The 21673-nt window shown below is 36.5% G+C and carries 17 protein-coding genes and 2 pseudogenes; 3 read left to right on the top strand and 16 right to left on the bottom strand.

The annotated features are described in order from the left end of the window. Window positions 1–13 precede the first annotated feature (13 nt). From ABEQ24_RS16350 to ABEQ24_RS16335, 4 genes are all read right to left on the bottom strand, one after another. Complete coding sequence (locus ABEQ24_RS16350; protein ID WP_430007779.1) at window positions 14–1054, bottom strand: tripartite tricarboxylate transporter substrate binding protein; 1041 nt, start codon at window positions 1052–1054, stop codon at window positions 14–16. Window positions 1055–1066: 12 nt separating this feature from the next. Beyond that, a complete protein-coding gene (locus tag ABEQ24_RS16345) occupies window positions 1067–2566 on the bottom strand; it encodes a tripartite tricarboxylate transporter permease (RefSeq protein WP_430007778.1) in 1500 nt (499 codons plus the stop codon). A 12-nt stretch (window positions 2567–2578) separates the two neighbouring features. Beyond that, window positions 2579–3559, bottom strand: coding sequence for an aminopeptidase (locus ABEQ24_RS16340; protein ID WP_430007777.1), 981 nt, complete (start codon window positions 3557–3559; stop codon window positions 2579–2581). Between the two features lie 249 nt (window positions 3560–3808). Continuing rightward, window positions 3809–5593, bottom strand: coding sequence for a sigma-54 interaction domain-containing protein (locus tag ABEQ24_RS16335; RefSeq protein ID WP_430007776.1), 1785 nt, complete (start codon window positions 5591–5593; stop codon window positions 3809–3811). A gap of 378 nt (window positions 5594–5971) precedes the next feature. Here ABEQ24_RS16335 and ABEQ24_RS16330 point away from each other — a divergent pair, with 378 nt between their 5' ends. After that, entirely contained in the window at window positions 5972–6166 is a 195-nt protein-coding gene (locus ABEQ24_RS16330; protein ID WP_430007775.1) for a hypothetical protein, read from the top strand. A 204-nt stretch (window positions 6167–6370) separates the two neighbouring features. Here the strand turns inward: ABEQ24_RS16330 and ABEQ24_RS16325 are convergent. The 10 genes and pseudogenes from ABEQ24_RS16325 to ABEQ24_RS16280 all read right to left on the bottom strand — a co-directional run. Further along, window positions 6371–6517, bottom strand: a pseudogene (locus ABEQ24_RS16325) (recombinase family protein); the annotation flags it as partial. A 404-nt stretch (window positions 6518–6921) separates the two neighbouring features. After that, the gene (locus ABEQ24_RS16320; protein WP_430007774.1) at window positions 6922–8685 is read right to left on the bottom strand and encodes a Rieske (2Fe-2S) protein; all 1764 of its coding nucleotides are present in this window, start codon (window positions 8683–8685) and stop codon (window positions 6922–6924) included. A gap of 235 nt (window positions 8686–8920) precedes the next feature. Continuing rightward, complete coding sequence (locus ABEQ24_RS16315) at window positions 8921–9961, bottom strand: NAD(P)-dependent alcohol dehydrogenase (RefSeq protein ID WP_430007773.1); 1041 nt, start codon at window positions 9959–9961, stop codon at window positions 8921–8923. Between the two features lie 1031 nt (window positions 9962–10992). Further along, on the bottom strand, window positions 10993–11445 hold the full coding sequence (locus tag ABEQ24_RS16310) for a DMT family transporter (protein WP_430007795.1): 453 nt from the start codon (window positions 11443–11445) through the stop codon (window positions 10993–10995). A 45-nt stretch (window positions 11446–11490) separates the two neighbouring features. Next, a pseudogene (locus ABEQ24_RS16305) lies at window positions 11491–11886 on the bottom strand (DMT family transporter); the annotation flags it as partial. 182 nt (window positions 11887–12068) lie between these two features. Beyond that, window positions 12069–12701 carry an MOSC domain-containing protein gene (locus tag ABEQ24_RS16300; protein ID WP_430007772.1) on the bottom strand — a complete coding sequence of 211 codons (633 nt, stop codon included), beginning with the start codon at window positions 12699–12701 and terminating at the stop codon, window positions 12069–12071. Between the two features lie 107 nt (window positions 12702–12808). Next, window positions 12809–13186, bottom strand: coding sequence for a RidA family protein (locus tag ABEQ24_RS16295; RefSeq protein ID WP_430007771.1), 378 nt, complete (start codon window positions 13184–13186; stop codon window positions 12809–12811). A gap of 279 nt (window positions 13187–13465) precedes the next feature. Then, complete coding sequence (gene hmpA, locus ABEQ24_RS16290; RefSeq protein ID WP_430007770.1) at window positions 13466–14686, bottom strand: NO-inducible flavohemoprotein; 1221 nt, start codon at window positions 14684–14686, stop codon at window positions 13466–13468. 262 nt (window positions 14687–14948) lie between these two features. After that, window positions 14949–15338 (bottom strand): tautomerase family protein, encoded by a 390-nt coding sequence (locus ABEQ24_RS16285; RefSeq protein WP_430007769.1) that lies wholly within the window; start codon window positions 15336–15338, stop codon window positions 14949–14951. Between the two features lie 283 nt (window positions 15339–15621). After that, the gene (locus ABEQ24_RS16280; RefSeq protein WP_430007768.1) at window positions 15622–16476 is read right to left on the bottom strand and encodes an alpha/beta fold hydrolase; all 855 of its coding nucleotides are present in this window, start codon (window positions 16474–16476) and stop codon (window positions 15622–15624) included. Window positions 16477–16706: 230 nt separating this feature from the next. On the opposite strand from ABEQ24_RS16280, the gene ABEQ24_RS16275 reads away from it, so the two are divergent. After that, window positions 16707–17576, top strand: a complete 870-nt coding sequence (locus ABEQ24_RS16275; RefSeq protein WP_430007767.1) for a LysR family transcriptional regulator — start codon at window positions 16707–16709, stop codon at window positions 17574–17576. Window positions 17577–17853: 277 nt separating this feature from the next. Here ABEQ24_RS16275 and ABEQ24_RS16270 read toward each other — a convergent pair whose 3' ends face one another. Beyond that, on the bottom strand, window positions 17854–19059 hold the full coding sequence (locus ABEQ24_RS16270; RefSeq protein ID WP_430007766.1) for a YbfB/YjiJ family MFS transporter: 1206 nt from the start codon (window positions 19057–19059) through the stop codon (window positions 17854–17856). Between the two features lie 392 nt (window positions 19060–19451). Then, window positions 19452–20330 (bottom strand): LysR family transcriptional regulator, encoded by an 879-nt coding sequence (locus tag ABEQ24_RS16265; RefSeq protein ID WP_430007765.1) that lies wholly within the window; start codon window positions 20328–20330, stop codon window positions 19452–19454. Between the two features lie 221 nt (window positions 20331–20551). Between ABEQ24_RS16265 and ABEQ24_RS16260 the strand changes: the two genes are divergently transcribed. Continuing rightward, window positions 20552–21637 carry an NAD(P)H-dependent flavin oxidoreductase gene (locus tag ABEQ24_RS16260; RefSeq protein ID WP_430007764.1) on the top strand — a complete coding sequence of 362 codons (1086 nt, stop codon included), beginning with the start codon at window positions 20552–20554 and terminating at the stop codon, window positions 21635–21637. Window positions 21638–21673: the final 36 nt, after the last annotated feature.

Raw genomic sequence — 21673 nt, 5'->3', positions numbered from 1 at the left:
TTCCACCTTCCCGTCACTCGTTTGCTCGCGTTATTCCTACTTCTTCAGGAGAACGTTTCCCTACTCCAATATCCCAAAGCAGCCAGCTGGTTTTTTCTGTCGCTTTTTGAGTATATTCTTGACTATCTTCGATATCTGTAAGAACGATTGCCTTATTCTTTGCGAATTCTTTGAATTCATTACTATTTATAGCTTTGTTATAAGCTTTCTTAATTTTTTCTACGATAACCTCTGGTGTTCCTTCCTTTACTGCAGGTCCCCACCAGGTTCCTTCTGGTACAAATTTATCCAGATCAGCAACAAACTCTGTCACCGGTGCAATCGTTCCAAGGCCATCAACTTCAAATGGTTTATTATCCATTACTGCTAGAGACCGAAGATCTCCTGAACGCAATAAGTCAGCAACTTCATTAACGCCACTGATGGAAAAATCCACTTCTCCTTTCATTGCGGCCATGGCTGCATTTGAGCCAGAATCATAAGTGATGATTTCTGCTTTTCCATCAATCACGTTGTTGAGAATTTCTAAAGTAAGGTGCCAAGGATCACCAATCGCTGCCACTCCGACTTTAGCTCCATCGTTTTTTAATAATTGCACAAGATCATCAAATGTTTTTAGATTAGATTTATCTTTTACGACGAAATTAGCTATACCCATTGCTCCTATTCCAACTTGTTCAAAATCTTTGTAGGTTAAGTCCGTCATCCCCATCGTAGGAAACACTCGAACCAAGTCAGTTTGGAGTAAGATAGTGTGCCCATCGCCTTTTTGCCCACTGACATACTCCAAAGCTAAAGCACTGGATGCACCTGGTCTGTTTTTTACAGCAACAGCAACACCTAGTTCTTTTTGAAGCATTGGCTGTAAAGTCCTGGCCATAGTATCGGTGCCCCCTCCTTCACCAAAACCTACAACAATTTCAATTGGTTTAGAGGGATACCCTTCGGCATCTGAGGTATTTCCTGAAGCCTGTTGCTTCGATTGATTTTGACTGCATGCGCTAAGCATTAAAGCAATGGAAATAAGAAGCAAAAACATGATCTTTATCTTCATAACATGTTCCCCCTAGCCTTTATTTTTTCTGAGTCGCCTTAATTGTTTAGTTAGAAATTGATTTTGATTTAAAAGTATGAAGATGATACATACAAGCAAAAAGAGACTGATGGGACGAGTTACAAATGGCAGGAATGAATAATCAGCACTAACCATCGCCCTGCGAAAATTTTGCTCTGCCATTAAACCCAAGATAATGCCTAATACTAAAGGCGGAGCAGCCAAGCCTACTTTTCTCATCAAAAATCCAACGATTCCGAAAGCTATCATAACTGCTATATCAAATGAACGATTATTTACCGCAAAGGTACCGACGACACTTAAAACCGTGACAATAAGCAAGATTACACTTTTGGGAACTGCTAAAACTTTCTGAAACAAGAAGGTGAAAAATAATCCGCACACTAACATAAAAACAGATGCCACAATTATAATCACAAAGAACTGGTAAAAAATATCAGGGTTTTGAGTCGTTAATAATGGACCTGGTTGTAACCCGTGTAATAAAAGACCTCCGATTATCACTGCGGTTACAGCATCTCCTGGAATTCCTAAAGTCAACATTGGAACATAAGAACCGGGTACACATGCGTTATTTGCCGTTTCTGCCGCAACAATCCCTTCCGGGTTTCCTTTTCCAAACGTTTCTGGATTTTTACTCTTTCTCCGTTGGATATCATAAGAAACCCAAGCAGCTACGTCAGCACCAACTCCAGGTATTGCCCCTGTAATTGCTCCTACTCCTGAAGATCGTATACCAATTGGTAAAAACTTCATCAACATTTTCCATGTTGGTAAGACAGATTTAGAATCTTCAGGCTTTAAAGGAGGTTTTAGTTGTATAAGTGAATCAATAACTTCTGCGATTCCAAATATGCCGATCAAAATAGCAATAAGACTAAATCCATCCATTAAAGCACTCTCTCCGAAAGTAAAACGTTGAACTCCAGTAATTTTATCCATTCCAATAGTGGCTATAGCGAGCCCTAGAACTCCAGAAATTAAGCCTTTCACCAGAGACTCAGCTGTTAAGTTAGCACTTATAATTATTCCGAACATAGCGAGCAAAAAATACTCCCATGAACCAAAATTCATCCCTAAATCAATAAGTAAAGGAGATGCAACCAAAAATAGTATGGCTGCAAAGATTGTTCCCAAAAAGGACTGGAAAGTAGCAATTCCCCGCGCCAATCCCCCTTCTCCCCTTTGAGCCATGGGGTATCCATCTAGGGCAGTGGCCGCAGAAGCTGGGGTGCCTGGAATATTTAAAAATATGGCAGAAGTAGAGCCTCCATATGTACCTCCAATGTGAAGAGAAACTATCAAAACAATCGCTTCGATCCATTCCATCCCCCACGTAAATGAAATAAGTAAGGATACTCCCATTGTGGTAGTTAATCCTGGAAGAGCACCTATAGCTATTCCTGCAAAAGTACCTAAAAGAAATAAAAATAATATCTTAATAGAAAGGATACTTGTAAACGAATCAACTATTGAACTTAAATCGATCACTAGATTCCCCTCCTAATCTAAGTAAATCTCGCCATTTTTCATGAGAATCCTCCCATCCACTTTAATAAGAGGATCTCTCATAACAAGATCACAATGACCAGGAGCACGAATACTGCTGCCAAAGGTGATTCCATTTCCTATCCCAATATGCATCGTTCCAAACTCTGCTTCATCTTCTAATTGTCCCCCTCTGCCGATCTTTGCATTGGGGTTCATGCCTATTCCCATCTCAACCGCACAATATACGTTTGGATGGTTATAGCTTTCTAATGTCTGCCTTAGCATTTGTGCGTCTTCGCTACCTTCAATCGAAACAATTCTTCCTTCTTTAAAAGTGATTTTTATCGGTGCTTGACATGCCCTGCCAGGAACCACGGCTCCGTCAATATATATCACCCCTTCTGTTGTACCCTCTACCGGTGCAACGGCTGATTCGATGCACGGTGGTGGAGAGATACTTCCAGGTTCATGACAGATGCCTGTTTGGGGAACAGCATGCCGACCTGAAATATCCATGGTAAGGTTCGTACCTAACTCTGAAGAAATGCTTAAATGACTTCCAGCTTCTAAAATGGCTGATAATTTATCGATTTTTACCTTTTGAGCTAAAAAGTCAATATCTAATGAACCATCCAAAAAAACCTCTTCATTTGCATCTGGCATAAATATTAGTCTTGCACCGGCATCACTCGCTTCTTTTCTTGCAGTAGAATGGTTTATTGAAAAAGTGGTTGGAGCGACTATGGCATCAGCTGCTTTCATAGCTTCAGCAATAATTTTGGGAGGTTCATCACCATGTCGAGTTGTAGGGCTCATAATTGTCATAACTACCTCTGCATCCATACCTTTACCAACAATGGAAAACATCTCTCCAATTTCAATAGTGTTGGTATCGGTTAGTATAAGAAGATTCTCACCTGGTTTTATATTTAAGCACGTCTGTAAGATCGTCTGTACGGACTTCATCATAAACATTTTGCGTATTGTATTCATAAACCACCCTCACCTTTTATTTATTTCCTTATCTATTACTAATGCAATTTCCGTGCCAACTTAACAGAAAAATCAATAAATTGAAAATAACCTTTAACTAAACGGTTTTATTTTTACATTTAGAAAATAGTAAGCAATAAGACCTTTTTCTATTTTTCGCAAAATGCAAATAAAAAAAGCAGGTTAGGCCTTGTAAATGTTAAAGAGGCCTAACCTACTACTAATTTTCAATTAATCGCAAAATGCAAACTACATTTGCATTTTGCGATTAATATCAAACTTATTGATTTTCCTATAAAGAGTGGCTACATTTATTCCTAATTCCCTTGCAGCCTCTTTCTTTCCGTTTAACGTATCCCCGTGTTTTTTTAAAGATTGCAAGATCATTTTTTCCTCCATAGCTTCTAGAGTCAGATTTTGATTTAAAACACTGTGATTTGTTTTTGGTTTAACCCTTGTTGGTAAATCTTCTAATGAAATCCATAAAGATTTTGTCATATTAATAGCGTATTCTACTGTATTTTGAAGCTCTCTTATATTTCCTGGCCATGGATAAGAACATAAGCAGTCTTCAGCCTCTGTTGTAAAACCATTTACTTGTTTTCCTGTGATATTTACATAATGTTTAACGAAATGGCGTAGAAGCACTGAAACATCTCCCACTCTTTCTCTTAACGGAGGAATATGAAGAGGAATTACATTTAAGCGATAAAATAAATCCTCTCTAAATTCTCCGTCAATGACCATTTGTTCTAAATTTTTATGGGTTGCTGCCAGTACTCGAACATCAATATCTAAAGAAGAATTTGAACCAATCCTTTCAACTCGTCTTTCTTCTAACACCCTCAAAATTTTCACTTGTAAATGAAGAGGCATGTCACCGATTTCATCTAAAAATATAGTTCCTCCATTAGCCATCTCAAACTTTCCGGGTTTTCCTTTTTTCCTCGCACCAGTAAATGCTCCTTCACTGTATCCAAATAATTCACTCTCTAGAAGGTGTTCTGGTATTGCCGCACAATTTATAGCCCTAAAGGGTTTGTTTTCCCTTTGACTTTCTTGATGTACGGCCCTGGCAAAAAGTTCTTTACCAGTCCCGCTTTCACCCATAAATATTATGGTGGAGTCAGATGCTGAGATTTGCTTGGCTGTACTTTTAGCCTGCAGAATAGCTTTACTTTTTCCTATGATAATATCAAAGGTTGAATCATCGATTTCTGATGTAATAGAATATGCCAATTTTTGTACATCCCTTAAGGCCTTAAATGAAATGGCAATTCCAATAATAAGACCCTCATAAACAAGTGGAATTACACTCCCGATCACTTGAATCTTTCTTTTATGTATGTGAAGTGAAAATTCAATATCTGAATATCCTTTTGCTGTAGAAAATACCTTTTCAATTGGCAAATCAGGAGTGATATCCGAAATATTCAGCTTAAGGACATCATTTCTGTTCAAATTCAGTATTTTTTCAGCAGAACGATTCAGTTCTAAGATATATCCGTTTTGATCTACTGCGAGGATACCTTCATACATGGATTGTATAGCCACTTGAAGCATTTGGAACATGTGTAAATACTTTTCCAACAACGATTTTGCATTTATTTTACTACTGAGTAAGTCAGCCATTTTCCCAAGGTAATTCGATAAAACAAGGTGCCTCTCTTTTAATTCCGCCTTTTGCTTTTCGGAAAAAGCCGTCAAACTAATCACCCCTATGGTTTGACCTTCATGCTTTAGAGGAAAAGACACATCAGCTTTTTCAGGACAGTTCCCCTGGAGAATGCAGCTTTTACAAACTTGATGAAATCCTGGTTCGAAGTTATATAGAGGCATATCTGTTTCTATCACTTCTTTAATAATATGGCCTCTAACCTGTTCACCTACAACAGCGTGATGACCGCCACCTGTAGCAGCAACTACTACTTTATTCTGATCATAAATAATGACTTCCAAATCCAATACAGATTTTATTGCTTCTGCTACCAAATTTACTTCTTCTTGCACTTCAAAAAGGATCGATTTCCCCATCTTCCCCCCCCTGTTTAGTAAGACATTCAATTGATCCTTAATATTTTTTTCATTATGATATTCTTCTGCTAATTAATAGGAAAACCTTCTTTTTTAGAATTGAGGTTGTAAGAATGTGCATTTTTTAGATTTATTTCTTACTTTAAAAGAATTCATTTTCCCTGATCAATTAATGGAACATCATCATCTCCTCCAAAAAGGCTCAGTACCTCCTGTCCTTAAAAAATAGACAACCTTAATACTTCTCTCTTCAATAGAGAAGTTCATTTAATTTCAGCATCCATAAATTATTACTTGTCAAATGAGAACATGTGTTTGTATAATGAATTAATTGAAATGTGGCGGTGATCCCATGCTTAGAGACCGGGGAAACATGAAGTGGCAGGGTTTCTTTATGACGGAACAGGTAAGCTGCTGTGGGATATGGAAGAAGAATATCTCAGAACAGCAAGACCACTGTTAGCCGAGGAACAAATAGTAGACTTGGAACGACTTCTTACAGAAAGCCTGCAAACTTTCGGTTTATTGTACTTTCTGTTGCATACTAATGCTAGGATTGATCAAAAAATGTAAATTTCTAGGAATAAATTTAGAAAGAATTTCAGAGTATGAATTAGGTGTTTACCTTGAAAGTTTATGTAAGGTAATGTTTCAAGAAAAGCTCCTGCCTCTTTCTCAGATAGATCAGAGAATATTCCTTCAATATAAAAAGAATCACAAAAAGTTTCTTTGGAAAAACAAAAAAAGTCATCTTGCGAAATTTTTTCATATTCATCCTCTTTTCAGCAGCTGATATTGTTCTCGATTGAAATTTTTACCACTTTGCTTATCTAAATAGATATCTGGTTCACTAAACCTATTTTCTACCATTTCTTGCTGACGTCCTTCATTGTGATCTTTGCTGCTTACTAGTATGTAACCCAATTTCTACCCTCCATTTTTTTACTCCTCTTCCCTTTTCTTTCTCTAATTCTATCAATTCGTTAGAAAAAGTTGTTGTTAAAAAGAGAACGTTCGAATCATATTTTCTTACTTAAACGAACGAAAAAATGTATTGAAATAATTAAAATACCCCCCGTTCGAAAAAGTGTACTTTTTCGAACGGGGGTAAACTCCAAAATATAACCATTTCGTAGATTTTCGAAGTTACCTTTATGGAGACTCAGATATGGTTTGAATTTCCGTTGTTATTAATCAACTTTCCTCCTCATAGCACAAAGTGATAAAGATGCTGCGATTGTTTTAGGCTTAGTTCGGCTTTCATTATTGTAGTGAAATAAAAACATAGAGGAACCATAGATTTCACTTCCCCATTTGCTTATTGAAAATCATTCATCCTCAAATAATTTTTCTCCTCTATGAAGACGCATGGCAATCCTTGCTGTATGCGGCATTTCTCTGGCAGTTGGGGCATGGCCTGCCAGGTAGCGAGTTACTGCTATGATTAACGTTTCCTGTGCATGTATGGCAAGCTTCGAATCCTCCTTTTCCCAATGAGCATGCTCAGCTATTGCCGCTTCAAACATTTGAAACGTGTGAAACTCTGCATCCTCTCTTAGTAATGCGTGCCCGAGTGTATTGAAGAGTTCACTTTTATTCCCTCCGTTAGCAAGGTAAGTAACTACCCATCGTGCTGATTCTGCAACCTGTTGCTGTTGATTCATCAGCTCCAATAAATCATCAGGATTATCCTGCTCTGCTCCTGCATCCTTTGGCTCCGGTCTTCGTGCAGACGGTAAATTGAGAAAACGATCTTGATAGACACTCATTGCTCCATGGAAAACGGCCCTGGTTAATTCAGGTGTTGTCGAGCGGCGCAATGATTCATGCACGGCATGTGCGTGAGTAAATGTATGAAGGACGGTAATCCAATCTCTAAAATCATTTTGTACATGGAAACGGGAAATGCGTTCCGCCGCAGCCAAAGCAACTAGCTGGGCCAAACGGGCAGGTGAAACTCCACTTTTAAGTGCATCTAGCATCATATTTATCGTTTTTAAAGCATCATCTGATAAAATTTGTTCAGCCAATGCTGCTTCATCCACTTCGGTTTCCTCTATGCATGATGCATTAGCAAGAATATCAGGTAACTCCTTGAACGCTTCCGTTAATGGATCGACCAGGTTCACGGGTGATTGCCAGCTATGAGATTCTTCGCTTCGGGATACATTACTTAGACCTGGCAGCAATGATGATAATACAAATGGCCGGTGCTCAACTCCAATTTGATCAAGAATCTCGAATGCTTTATTATGAAAATCGAGCGTATGCCCTGTATTTATATAAAAATGATCTGTGATAGCTGTCATCATCATGTCAGCAAGCTGTTCGTTCGAGAAACCTAATTCAATTGCAGTCAACAGTACTCGTTCTGCCCCCTGCGAATCACGAACCTCCACACAATGGCGATACCATTCTGATAATTGTTCGAACGTTTGGGCATTTATTTTATCTGTGACAGGAAGGGACCCGAGTAAAAATCGTGTTCCCCTTCCGGAACTTTCGCGTGCAACATGAACGAGACCTTGGAACAAGGCTAAAATCTGACCGGGTTTATCTAATTTGGGCAATACATTTGTCATTGCTGATAAAATCGTCAATCCAGAGCCCCAGCCGTTTTGATGATGTATCGTTCCAAAAGTGATTCCAATTTTAACAATCTCAGTCCCTGGAAAACCAGCTTCCATCAAACCTACAACCGATTTTGCGATGACAAGACTTATATTTTGCTCAAGACCCTCACGTAATCGCTGCCTTAATTTTTCAATTGTTACTTTATTATAAGGAACAGGGTGTACCCAAACCTCATCTTCCTTTATCTCGACAGGATAAGTAGGGACATCATCTGCCCATGGATCCAAGGTTCCACCGCTCTTTATATCAAAGCGGGCATGGTGCCAGTGACATGTTAAAATCCCATCACATAAGCTCCCCGTATGTAGGGGAAAGCCCATATGCGGACAACGGTTATCAACCGCATAAACTTTATTTTCGTGAACAAATACGGCAACTGTATGACTGCCGCCTTTTATGACCTTCGCACCTTCGTCTTCAAGTTCCTTCAATGAACCTGCATAAATGAATTCTGTCATTCGTATCACTCTCCCGTAATGGATCTCAATGAACCTGCTAAAAAAGGACAAATTCAATAATTGTTATCTATTATTTTATTTTATATATGGAATTAAATAATCCTTCATAAGTTGAAATTAATATCATCCAAAAGTCTGAAAGTTGTGTTCAATGTTTTAACGAAGCACAAAAAAGTGTCCTATAAGCTAAGCTTATAGGACACTTTTTAAATATGAAAACTATGACTGTCGCACCTTACATTGTGCTAGTATCGATCACAAAACGATACTTAACATCTGAAGCTAAAACGCGTTCATACGCTTCGTCAATTTGATCGGCCGATATCACTTCAATGTTAGGAACAATGTTATGCTTTGCACAGAAATCCAGCATTTCCTGTGTCTCACGGATACCTCCAATCAATGAACCGGCAAAAGAACGGCGATGACCGATGAGAGAGAACACATTTAATGATAATGGCTCTGCAGGCGCACCAACATTTACTAGCGTTCCATCGAGCGTTAACAGGGAGAGGTAAGCACTAATATCAAGTTTTGCACTTACTGTGTTAATAATCAGGTCAAAAGAACCTGCAAGCTTCTCGAATGTTTTAGGATTGCTTGTAGCGTAGTAGTTTTCTGCACCGAATTTCAAGCCATCTTCCATTTTATTCAATGTTTGTGACAGGACCGTAACTTCTGCACCCATTGCGTGCGCAATTTTGACAGCCATATGACCAAGGCCGCCCATTCCAACAACCGCGACCTTCTTTCCTGGTGAAGCTCCCCAATGGTTTAATGGAGAATAAGTCGTAATACCTGCACAAAGTAATGGTGCTGCGGCATCAAGCTCAATGTTATCAGGGATTCCAACAACGAAGTCCTCCGTTACGACAATGTGGGTAGAATAGCCGCCTTGAGTCGGCTCGCCGTACTTGTCAACACCGGCATAAGTAGGGACATTGCCTTCTAGACAGTATTGCTCTTCTCCTTTTAGGCAGTTTTCACAATCCCCACAGGAATCAACCATACATCCGACCCCTACTCTGTCACCGACCTTGTATTTTGTGACTTCGGCTCCTACATCTGAGACAACTCCTGCAATCTCGTGTCCAGGTACGAGTGGATAATTCACGGCACCCCATTCGCCGTGTGCAGTATGGATATCAGAATGACAGATTCCAGCATATTTAATTTCAATTAGAACATCATGCAAATCAAGATCGCGCCGTTTAATTTCAGCTGCTCGGAAGGGTTTGTCCGGACCGTCGACAGCTCGTGCTTTTGCGGTTATCATAAAATAAACCTCCAATAATTTAAGATATTCAAGAAAATAAGGAAGTACCGGAAAAAAAGAACTCAGAATATAATCCCTCTTCATTATCCAGCCTCCTTCTCCTTCTCTTGTAAAAACAATGTTAAACCCTATAGTTAACTCTAGGTCAAGTATTGTATACTCTTTTTTTTAATAATCTTCCTAACACCTGCCTGTTAAAGAGACTTTGACATTTCAGCAAATGAGGAGATCAAACGCTGCTATTAAAAAAGGAGATCCAGGAGGACGAAATTTCCAATCAGCGAATCGGCAACGTCTTTCATATTACTTAGTTCGATTCATTTATTAAACGGAAAAAAAATTGATATCATTATCATCACAGTTTGATTTATTTCAAACAGAAGGGCCACTTCATTTAAGCAGCCCTTCAGATGAATCATTGATCATTTTCATTTTTCATTCGTAATTTAATACTGATTTCTTAGAAAAAAGGATTGCATTTACTAACGGATTCTGTTTTGAAGTACAAACTTCTAATAAACAAACAAAATGGAAGAGTTATTTGTAGCAAAAAAAACAATTTTTTTATGGCGCTTATTCAATTAAAGCCCCCGTTTGTTTAAGTGTATTTGTTCAAAAACTTTCTTCTAGCAAAAGACTGATTCAATAAATAGAAAGATTGAATTTTATCTAATTCATCCTTCTATTTACTATACATAACTATGGTAATTTCGAAATTTGGTGTTTTATCTTATTCAAGTACTATCACTATTGCACGGAGAATATTTACACTTCAAATCCTTTGATTTTAGCGTCAGGACTCAGTGTCTTTTCCGGTACAAATTCGTCTGGCCAATTAACTTTAGTTTTACATATAACGAATCATTCGATGTAAATTTCAGCGACTTAGAAACTTTTATTTTCTTTTTGTCTGTTTACAAAAAGAGGTGCCCCTCTGAATATAGGGACACCTTAGTTATAGAAAACGTGTGTGAGTAATTAATTATAAATTATGAACATTACTGAGAATAATCGTTCTGGTAAACCGATTTTTATTTAACTATTTGTTTAGATGAGTTAGCTACTTTTTGCTTGGTGTTAGATACTAAGAATATACTCATTAGTATAACTATTAAACCTATATACGTACTTAATGTCGTTTGCTCATCTAAAAATAAAACACCCCAAATGATACCGAAAATAGGCACTAATAGGGTAACGCTGGCCGTTTTAGTTGAACCGATATTTTTCACTAAATAAAAAAAGAGAAGATACACAACACTTGTACACAATATAGCTAATGTAAAAACGGAAATTATTACGCCCATACTCGGCATCTGGTAAGGGATATCTAAAAGTGCAAAAGGTAATAATATAATACTTGCTCCTAATTGTTGCCCAATAGCTAAATCAAAAGATTTCATATCTTGAAAAGATTGTTTACTATATACCATTCCTAATCCGTAGAAAAAAGCAGCTAAAGAAATGGCTCCTATTGATAACATGCTTTTCACGTTTAGTTGAATAGGGCTCCACCCAACTAGAATACCCACTCCTATGCAACCCATAATAATTCCAAAAAAAGTACGCATATTTTTACCTTCTTTAAGCCATAAAATAGATATAATAACCGCAAACAAAGGGGTTGTAGAATTAATAATAGCTGCTTATGACGCCGATAGGTTTAATTCGGCGTAAGAAATTAATACAAATGGAACAGCTGCATTAATAGCACCTAAAACTATTAACTGTTTCCATTTATGTTTAATTTCTATTTTTTGTTTTAGTAATCGTGCGAAAATAATAAGAGATATAGCTGCAATTACTACACGGCTTTCAATAAGAAATAAAGGTCCTAAAGAAGGTGATGCAATCTTTATGAATAAAAATGACGCCCCAAAAAGGCTAGCAAGCAGAAGTAAGGCTGTAAATTGTTTTAAAGACATATCTTGATCCTTTCTGGATGAGTTTTTTACATGGATATATAAAATATTTCTAGTAAGAAAAAATCAACCTAAAGCATAGCTTTCTCACATTAAGACATATAAGAACTCCGGACCTATTTAAAGATGCCTCTTTCTACTTAATAGAATGGAAGTTCTATAAATTTATATATAGAATAAAAGGGTCATAAAAATTTTAGATATCTATTTCTCCATTCCTCTGATAAAGAATCAACTTTCAATATTTTTTCAATTGATTCTTTATCTTGGTGTTGATGAAAAAGAATGTTTGTAGCAAAAGCCACTGATATTCTTTTAGGGGGCCTATCAATAACGTTTATTTCTGAATCGTTTTTAATAGCTCCTTCTTCTAATACTCGAAAAAAGTAACCCGTTAGAGATGTTTCAACAACTTTTTTTAAAAGTTTTTTTTCCTCATTATATTTCGATATTGTGTCACAAGGTACCCTTCCCTGCGTAACTTGAACGATTGCATCTCCGATTTGATATATATCACCTATACAAACTTGTTCTTCAGTCATACCCGTTGCTGTAATATTTTCTCCGAAGGCCGGTAAAACCAGTTTCTTTTGAAAGATTTTTTCCCAGTAAGAGTAATGTTCAAATGGATATAAACATACCGCCCTATCAACACCACCATGCTTTTGTTTATTTCCAACATCATCTCCGACAAACCCTAACTTTTTTAACTCAACCACCTTGGTAGAAGACTTTCCTATTCCAGATAGCTTAGCTTTGTGGTTCCAATTATATTCCTTTGGCGTTCCAATAGCTAAACTAATAATCTTAGGAATCAACTAGTAATGACCTCACCTTCATTATTTACTTGTATCCTAGTTTGTAACTCATCCGTTCTCTTTCACTTATGAGAGATATTTATTTACATAATATTAACCGTTAAATATTACCTTCTAGCTATCATTTCTATTTCAATTCTTGCGCCTAGAGGTAAGGATGCTACACCTATAGTTGTACGAGCAGGGTATGGAGCAGAAAACTGTGTTTCATAAACTTCGTTCATTGCTGCAAAATCATCCATATTGGTTAAAAAAACATTTACCTTTTCAACATTTTCAGAAGTTAAACCCGATGCTTCTAATACATTAAAAAGGTTTTGAAAACATTGTTTTGTTTGTTCTACAATATTACCCTCCGAGAGCTTTTGAGTCTGTGGATTTATAGGAGTTTGCCCGGATAAAAATATCAAATCCCCTGCTTCAACTGCATGAGAGTATGGACCAACAGCAACAGCTCCATTAGCATTAACACATTTTCTTGTCATATAAAACGCCTCCTTTAGATAATTGCTTTACCAGAGAAAGTGTAAAGATTCATAATAGTATTAAACATCTTTTCAGCCCTGTTTAAAACCCTAAACTTCTGATATCTTTTAATAACTTCCTTGTCTTTTATAGCCATTAAAAGAAGTAACTTTAAGGTATTTTCAATAAAGTACTTTTTAAATGGTTATTCTATATTTAGTTATTGAACACTTCGATTACGTTAACGGGTGAATTTATAACTCTTCTTTTCTCTTTTTAAAAATATCAACTCTTATTATTCACTCTTCTTCTAAAAGTGCTAAAGGACTAAAAGATTCATAATGAATTTGTTCTTTAGCTACTCCCCAGTTTATCAATGTGTTTAGAATAGATTCCATAAATAGAACAGATCCACAGAGGTAAAATACAGATTCTTTTGAAGGAACAATGACTTTTAACAATTCTAAATCGATAGTTCCCTCTTTATCAAAATCATCACCAAGTCGATCCTCTTCGCTAGGCGAACTATAGCAGATGAAGGATGTTACATTTTCGTTATTATTATCTAATTGAGCTACATGTTCTTTAAAAGCGTGTGTTTTCCCATTGATGGCTGCATGAATAAAGGCAACCTGACGTGTTGGCTGTTTTTCTACGATGGTATTGAGCATACTAAGCAAAGGTGTAATACCTATTCCTCCACTAATGAGTACAACAGGTTGCTCACTATGCTCAAGCACGAAATCTCCAGCTGGAGCTGAGAACTTAAGCGTACCTCCTGTTTGAACTTGTTGATGTAAATAGTTTAAGACAATCCCTGCTGGGGCACCATCACGTGCATCTTCTCTTTTTACACTGATTCGATAATAATCTTTTCCAGGTGCTTCAGAAAGACTATAATGACGAATATGTGTGTATTCCTCCCCAGGAACGGCTGCTGCTAATGTAAGGTATTGTCCTGCTTTATAAGAGGCAATTGCTTTCTCATTTTTAGGTTTTAAATAAAAAGACGTCACGTTATCACTTTCTTGTACCTTTTTATCAATATAAAAACTTTGGTATCCTTCCCAACCTCCAGGTTGGCTCTCTGTCTCTTTGTAGAGATCTTCTTCTAGCTCAATGAAAGCATTGGCAATATATCCGTATGCTTTTCCCCAGGCCTCAATAATATCGTCTGAAGTTGCATCTCCTAAAACATCCTTTACTGCTTGAAGTAAGGTTTCACCAACAATCGGATATTGTTTGGCTTTCACACCTATCGCGCGGTGTTTTTGTGAAATTCTTTCAATGACGGGTTTAATGGCTTCTAAGTTTGTAATATGTTCTCCTGCAGCATATACGACATAACCTAATGCCTCCTGTTGAATCCCTCTTTTTTGATTGGTTTGATTAAACATATTATACAAATCTGGCGCCTTTTCAAATAACAACTCATAAAACCTTTTCCCTATTTGTATACTATGCTCTTTCAAAACAGGTACTGTTGATTGAACGATCTCAATTGTTTTAGAATCAAGCATGTTACACCATCCACCTTTTAAGAAGTTTGTAATATGTACTGGCACTGAATACTCTATTTACTGCACCTGAATTTATCCAATTCTATACTGTTCTTGTAAGTCTATAGGTAATTTTCACATTGGAGTTTCATTTTTCAATCTATACTGTTTTTAAACTGTATAGGATAGAACTAACCCTATTTAAACTACTAAGCAATCCGTAGACCTTCTAATCTATGGGTTTCCTTTGTAAATAAAATTTTATTTACAAAGGAATTTCCATTTATAATTTACCGTTTAAAAACTGAGCCTCACCTAGTCCAAAGCTCCAATCAGCATCCCCGTTAGTAACAATAGAAACCATAATATCATTCGGCTCTATTCCACAACTTTCTCCAAGCTCTTGAACCAAAAGTTTATATAAGTTCTTCTTTTGTTCATCGGTTCTTTGCTTACTAGTTAAGCTTATTACTACTAGGTTTTTACTTCTCTCAAAACCTAATCCAGTATCTTCTATAATTAACTCATGAGCAGGATGTTGGTGAATGATTTGATAACGATCCCTTACAGGAACACCAAAAGCTTTAACCATTGCCCGATGAGAAGCGTCTAATAGGTTTCTTAACGATTTATCGTCTCGCCCTTCTATTACATCGAATCTAATTAATGGCATATTAAATAACCTCCAAAGTCAGTATTTAGTCGCGTTAATTTATATCGTAATTAGAATTAACTTGTTTTTATCAAAAAATTCGGTCAATTTCTTTAATCTCTTCACCTATTAAATGAACATCTCATATTTTTAAATTGCTTAGTATTTAGTTTGCTTCCTTTGTTCCTGGAATTAAAACGTTAACTAAATCATGTTTTAAATATCAAGCTAAGATCCACGTGAGCCAATTCCGAGTTCTAGTGCAAAAAAATTGGACAATTACATATTTAAACTTATTGACGCATTAGATCCCATTATTTTTCAAGAAATCTAACATTAATTCACCAATTTCATTTGTATGTGTTTCTAGGGCAAAGTGGCCACTGTCTACTAAGTGAATTTCTGCGTTAGGTAAATCCTTTTTGAAAGCTTTGGCTCCCTCTGGAATGAAGGAAACATCATTTTTACCCCACACTGCTAATAAGGGTGGTTGATGCTTGCGAAGATATTGTTGAAATTCAGGGTACATCTTTACATTGGTTTGATAATCAAATATTAGATCTAACTGTTTTTCATCATTATCTGGTCGTTCCATATAAGCAATATCAAGAGTATAACCGTCTGGAGAAACTTTATTTTCCTGCGTCCCATCAATATACTGATGCTTAATGGTTTCTGGTGCGAAAGCCGATCGATAACTTTGTCTTTTTTCAGGTGTCGGATTTTCCCAGTATTCTTCTCTAGTCGCCCATTTCGATCCCAAACCTTCTCTATAAATGTTTCCGTTTTGACTAATAATTGCTGTTACACGTTCTGGGTTATGCATAGCTAAACGAAAACCAATAGGCCCACCATAATCAAAAACGTATAGAGCATACTTATCAAGTTCTAATTTATTAACAAAAGCTTCAATTACCTCGGTAATATGATCAAATGTATAGTCGAATTCCTCTCGATCAGGCGATGTTGTGTTTCCAAAACCAGGATAATCCGGGGCAATTACATAATAATCTTTTTCTAGAACCGGAATAAGCTCTCGGAACATATGGCTTGCAGATGGAAAACCATGCAACAATAAAATTGTTGGTTTATCTGGATTCCCTGCCTTGCGATAAAATATATTTAAACCTTGCACTTCTAAAGTATGATATGTTGCCATATACACTCTCCTATCCTAATTGTTATAAACATTAAAGTTATCAAATCCCTTTGATTTAGCTATTATCAATAAGGACTTCATTTTCAGTTAGACTTTCCTATTGCAGTTTCTGTTCAATAAGTTTTTAAATCAACACCTATAGTTTATAATAGGTTTACCCATCATGTATAATTCAATACTGAGATAGGGGGTATCTCTAAATGAGATATCAGGTTAAGTTAGGAGGCAACATGGATATTCAATTACTTCGCGTTTTTTTGACAACTGCTCAAGAAGGAAGCATTTCCCAGGCAGCTCAAAAATTAAATTATGCTCAATCTAATGTGACAAATAAAATACAGCAGTTAGAAAAGGATTTAAACACCCAGTTATTTTACCGTCATAATCGAGGGATTACTCTTACACCTTCTGGTCAAGTTTTTGTCTCTTATACAGAAAAGATTTTAAATACGATTAAAGAGGCTAGAGTAGTATTAAACGAATCCTCTGTCCCCTCTGGCCCTCTTCGCATTGGTTCTATGGAAACCACAGCAGCTATTTGGTTACCTAAAGTTCTCGCTGATTACCATGCTGATTATCCAGATGTGGACTTATCGTTAGTAACGGGACCTACAGAGCAACATATACAAGCAGTTCTACACTATGAGTTAGACGGGGCATTCATCTCAGGACCGATTGATCACCCTGAATTAGTTCAGGACGAAATAATAGAAGAAGAACTTGTACTTGTAACAGCTCCTTCACACTCTTCTATCGTTTCTATTCAAGATATTAGTATGTATACAATGCTTGTATTTCGAGAAGGGTGTTCTTATCGATCCAAATTTAACTCTATTCTTCAGGAAGAGGGAATAATTCCAACAAAATTAATGGAATTTGGGGTCATGGAAGCTATAATTGGCTGTGTTAGTGCTGGATTAGGAGTTTCCTTTTTCCCCCGTTCTATTGCAAAACTATACGAAGAGCAAGGTCGTGTTCGGATTCATTCTCTTCCAGACAAACAGACACTGGTAAAAACATTGTTTATTCGACGAAAAGATACGTTAGTTACTCCTGCTTTATCAACATTTCTAGAGAAAATGAAATCAGAATTAGGGTAAAGTAAATCTTTTCTGTAAAATCACTACAGCTTATTTTCTAAATGAAAGAGAATCACTCTAAAATCTTTTAGAGTGATTCTCTTTATGTTCAAAAAGCTATCATATCAAGGATTTTGTCTTATAAGACTGGTATGAATATCTTTTATTTATTCAACCTGTAGTTATCAAAATGACTCAAACAAAGGCATACAAACAAAGAAATACTTTAAATTGTTCTTTCGCTTCTACTACTTCCTTCTTCACTATGTCCTATTAGTACTTATTAGACACCTAAAAGTTATTTGTCCTCATTAGATACATTCTCTGCCGAACTCTCTGTAATTACAATTTTAACCGGTTTGTTATCAAATCGAATCCCTGTTAATAAAAAGAGAGATCCAATTAATACAACAATTGCGGCCCAAATTAAAGCCGAATTATAATTATTATTAGCAGAAGCAAGGTGTCCAGCAAGCATTGGGCCTATCATTTGACCAGCAGCATAAATAGCTGTGAGGTAACCAATGATACGACTACTATTCTTTGGAGTAATTCGGCTTGCTAATGTTGTAGCAAGTGTTGTGATTCCCATAAATGTTGCTCCAAACAATAGTGCGCTTACAATTAAACCTATTTTAGTCATTAATAATACAGGAATTACAATGCCAAATGCTTGTAATAGCATAGCAACAACTAAGCATTTCACAACCCCCATTTTTTTGGAAAGTGAAGACCAAATAATACAAGATGGAATGGCAGCTAAACCGACTATCATCCATATAAAAGTTGCATCGCCATTAAAATTTGGTATTTGTCCTGCAATAGATATAATAAAGGTACCCGTTACAATATACCCGAGACCCTCTAGCCCGTAGGCTATAATCAACCAAGGAATCCATTTTGTTGGAGGGGCATGAGCAGGCATCTCCTTCTTCTTATTCTGAGTAGAACTAGAGGTCTCATCTTTTAACCAAACCCATACTAGGAAAGTTAATATAATACTTAGAATAGAGAGCCCAATCCATGCTCCTTCCCATTTAAAATAATGATTCAAACTAGGAATAACGATTCCAGTAAGAAAAATCCCAACTCCAACTCCTCCATAGAAAAGTCCAGACCAGTTTGTTTTTTCCTTTTCAGCAAGTTTATCTAATACAATACTTGAAGCTAGCACAAGTACAAACGCACTAGAAAACCCAGATACAAAGCGAAAAATATACCATGCTGAATACATTTGAAATAACCCCATACCTGCAGTGGTAATTACACTGAGGATTAGACTTAATCTTAAAAATGCTCTTCTACGCTGTTTTAAAGGGAGGATCCCTACTAAAACGGCTCCAATTAGATACCCTGCGTAGTTGCTTGTAGCGAGATAACCAGCTACTTTATTTGAAAATGACATGTCGCTTTGCATAAGAGGCAGAATAGGCGTATAGGAAAACCTTGCAATGCCCATTGCAATAACTAACGATAATATTCCACCAACTAATATTTTAATCAAGATCTCATCTCCTTAAAAAATGTTACTATTTCAGCATATCTCTATTTTGATATATAATAAAATACATAAAATAGATATCAGATATCTTTAAAACAGATATCAAAATTCATTAAAATTTGCATCACTGGCTTCTCAATGAATCTGCTAGCACATTTATAATTTTTTAGTTCAAGTCTATAGATCATTCTGCACTACTATATTCACACATACGTAAGAGCCCTTTGCTTAAAAGCAAAGGGCTTTTTATTAAATAAAATGTGATAAATTCAATTACTATGGCGGGGTTTATTCCATATATGTACACACTTTCTAATTATGAACCCACGCTATAGTTGTGTGGAAACCTTTATCCATATAACGAGGATGAAAGTCTCTTCTCCTCCTCTAGGATATTATAGAGGACTAATCCTCTCCTCTTGAAACATTTCTACAAATTTAATAAGAGGCGTAGAGAAAGTGGCATTAGTACGATAGATAAAAAGCGTGTCGACTAGCGAAAATTTTTCTGGAATAGGATAATGAGTAACCTCCTCTAGATAGCTATATCTTTGTACAATAGACAGGGGTAGTAAAGTAACTCCCAGTCCAGCTGCTATACATCCCATAAGCGCATCCAAGGAACCAAACTCCATAACTTTAGAAGGTATCACTCCTTCTTCATGTAACCAATGCTTTAACTTCTCACGATAAAAACAACCTTTGTGTAAAACTAACAGTGTCAAATCATCAACTTTATTAGATTTTAAAGATTGAGAAAGTAACGAATTTCCTACCAGTACTAATTCTTCACTGAAAACTTTCTTTGTAATAAGCTCAGGATGAGATAGAGGTCCAGAGACAAATGCACCGTCTAATTTATAATTTAACACTGCTTCAATATGCTGACTTGTAGGCCCCGTTTTTAAGTTTAAATCTACTTGAGGATAGGCAGAGTGGTACTTAGAGAGAAACCTAGGCAAATGAACGGCAGCCGTTGTCTCCATTGAACCGATACCTAAGGGACCTTGAGGCTCTTCTTGGTCCCTCATTACTTCTTTTGTTTCATCTAAAAGACGAAAAATATTATCAGCATAAGTTATTAATACTTCTCCTTTTGCTGTTAGTGTAATCCCTTTGTTATGTCGATAAAATAAGACCGTTTGTAGGCTGTTTTCTAACTGTTTCATCCGAGTCGTAATATTAGACTGTGCATAATTTAGCTCTTTTGCAGCCTTTGAGATACTCCCATACTCAGCAACAGACTTAAAAATACGCAAGGATTGAATATCCATGTTTTTTCACACTTAATTTCTCTTTGCCATCTGTTAAAACGATGGCAAATATCTATATTTCGAATTATACCATATAGATAAAAACGTATATGATAAATATGGAGCATCTTTTATGAGTCTCACATGTGCTCTTAATAAAAATGAATTAACTACCAGACCACATCATTTATTTAAATCTTAATACAACTCGTGTAGTCTACTTCATAACCTGGGGGAGAAAAATGAATTTAGATAATCGTGTTTGTGAAATTTTAGATATTAAGGTACCCATTATACAGGCTGGTATGGCGGGAGATAAAATTACAACAGTAAATCTCATTGTAAACGTATGTAAAGCAGGGGGGCTTGGAACATTAGGTGCTGCTTATATGCATCCAGAGGATATCCGACAAGCTGTGACAGAGATTCGAAAATATACCAAAAGGCCCTTTGCCGTTAATCTTTTTGCTACTGAAATGGCAGATAATACGGGTGGGTTAGAAGAGGTTCAGCAATTATTAGATACGATGCGAGGCGTTTTATCTATTAAGCGTGTTGAACAGGAAGTCAAAACTAAAAATTTATTTAAAGAGCAGTTTAAAGTATTGGTAGAAGAACAAGTACCTATCGTAAGCACAGCTTTTGGTGTTCTTCCACCTTATGCGATGAAAATAGCAAAAGAAAATAACATAAAAGTTATGACAATGGTTACAACAGTCAAAGAAGCCCTAACTGCACAAGAACAGGGGACGGATGTGATTATAGCTCAAGGAAGTGAAGCAGGTGGTCATCGAGGAACATTTGATGTAAATGAGCATCCTTACGGAGCTAATATTGGGCTCTTTTCACTTGTACCTCAAATAGTGGATCAAGTGGATGTTCCTGTCATTGCCACTGGTGGAATTATGGATGGACGAGGATTAATTGCGGCTTTATCTTTGGGAGCGAGTGGTGTACAAATGGGAACGGCCTTTTTAGCGACACAAGAATCTGGAGCACATCCTTGTTATAAAGAGGCTCTTCACGAAAGTAATGAAGAAAGCACGGTTCTCACTAAACATTTCTCAGGTCGTCCCGCGCGAGGAATAGCCAATACTTTTATTAAGGAGTTTGAAACTTCTAAGATTCAACCTCTATGTTTTCCTACACAAAATACCATTACGGGAGATATTCGAAAAGCTGCAGCTAAGTTAGGTAATAGAGAGTATATGTCTTTATGGTGCGGTCAAAGTACAAGGCTATTAAAAAGAGATAAAACAGCAGCTGATCTAGTGAAAGCTACTATGCAACAAGCAGAAAATATTCTAAAAACACTCAATTATAGTTAAATCAACAAATAAGCCTCTTTCTATAGTAATTATCGT

Source organism: Metabacillus idriensis, from assembly GCF_050483325.1.
Taxonomy (GTDB): domain Bacteria; phylum Bacillota; class Bacilli; order Bacillales; family Bacillaceae; genus Bacillus_P; species Bacillus_P idriensis_A.
The sequence above is the reverse complement of the archived record's forward strand: the minus strand, read 5'-3'. Positions and strand labels throughout refer to the sequence as shown.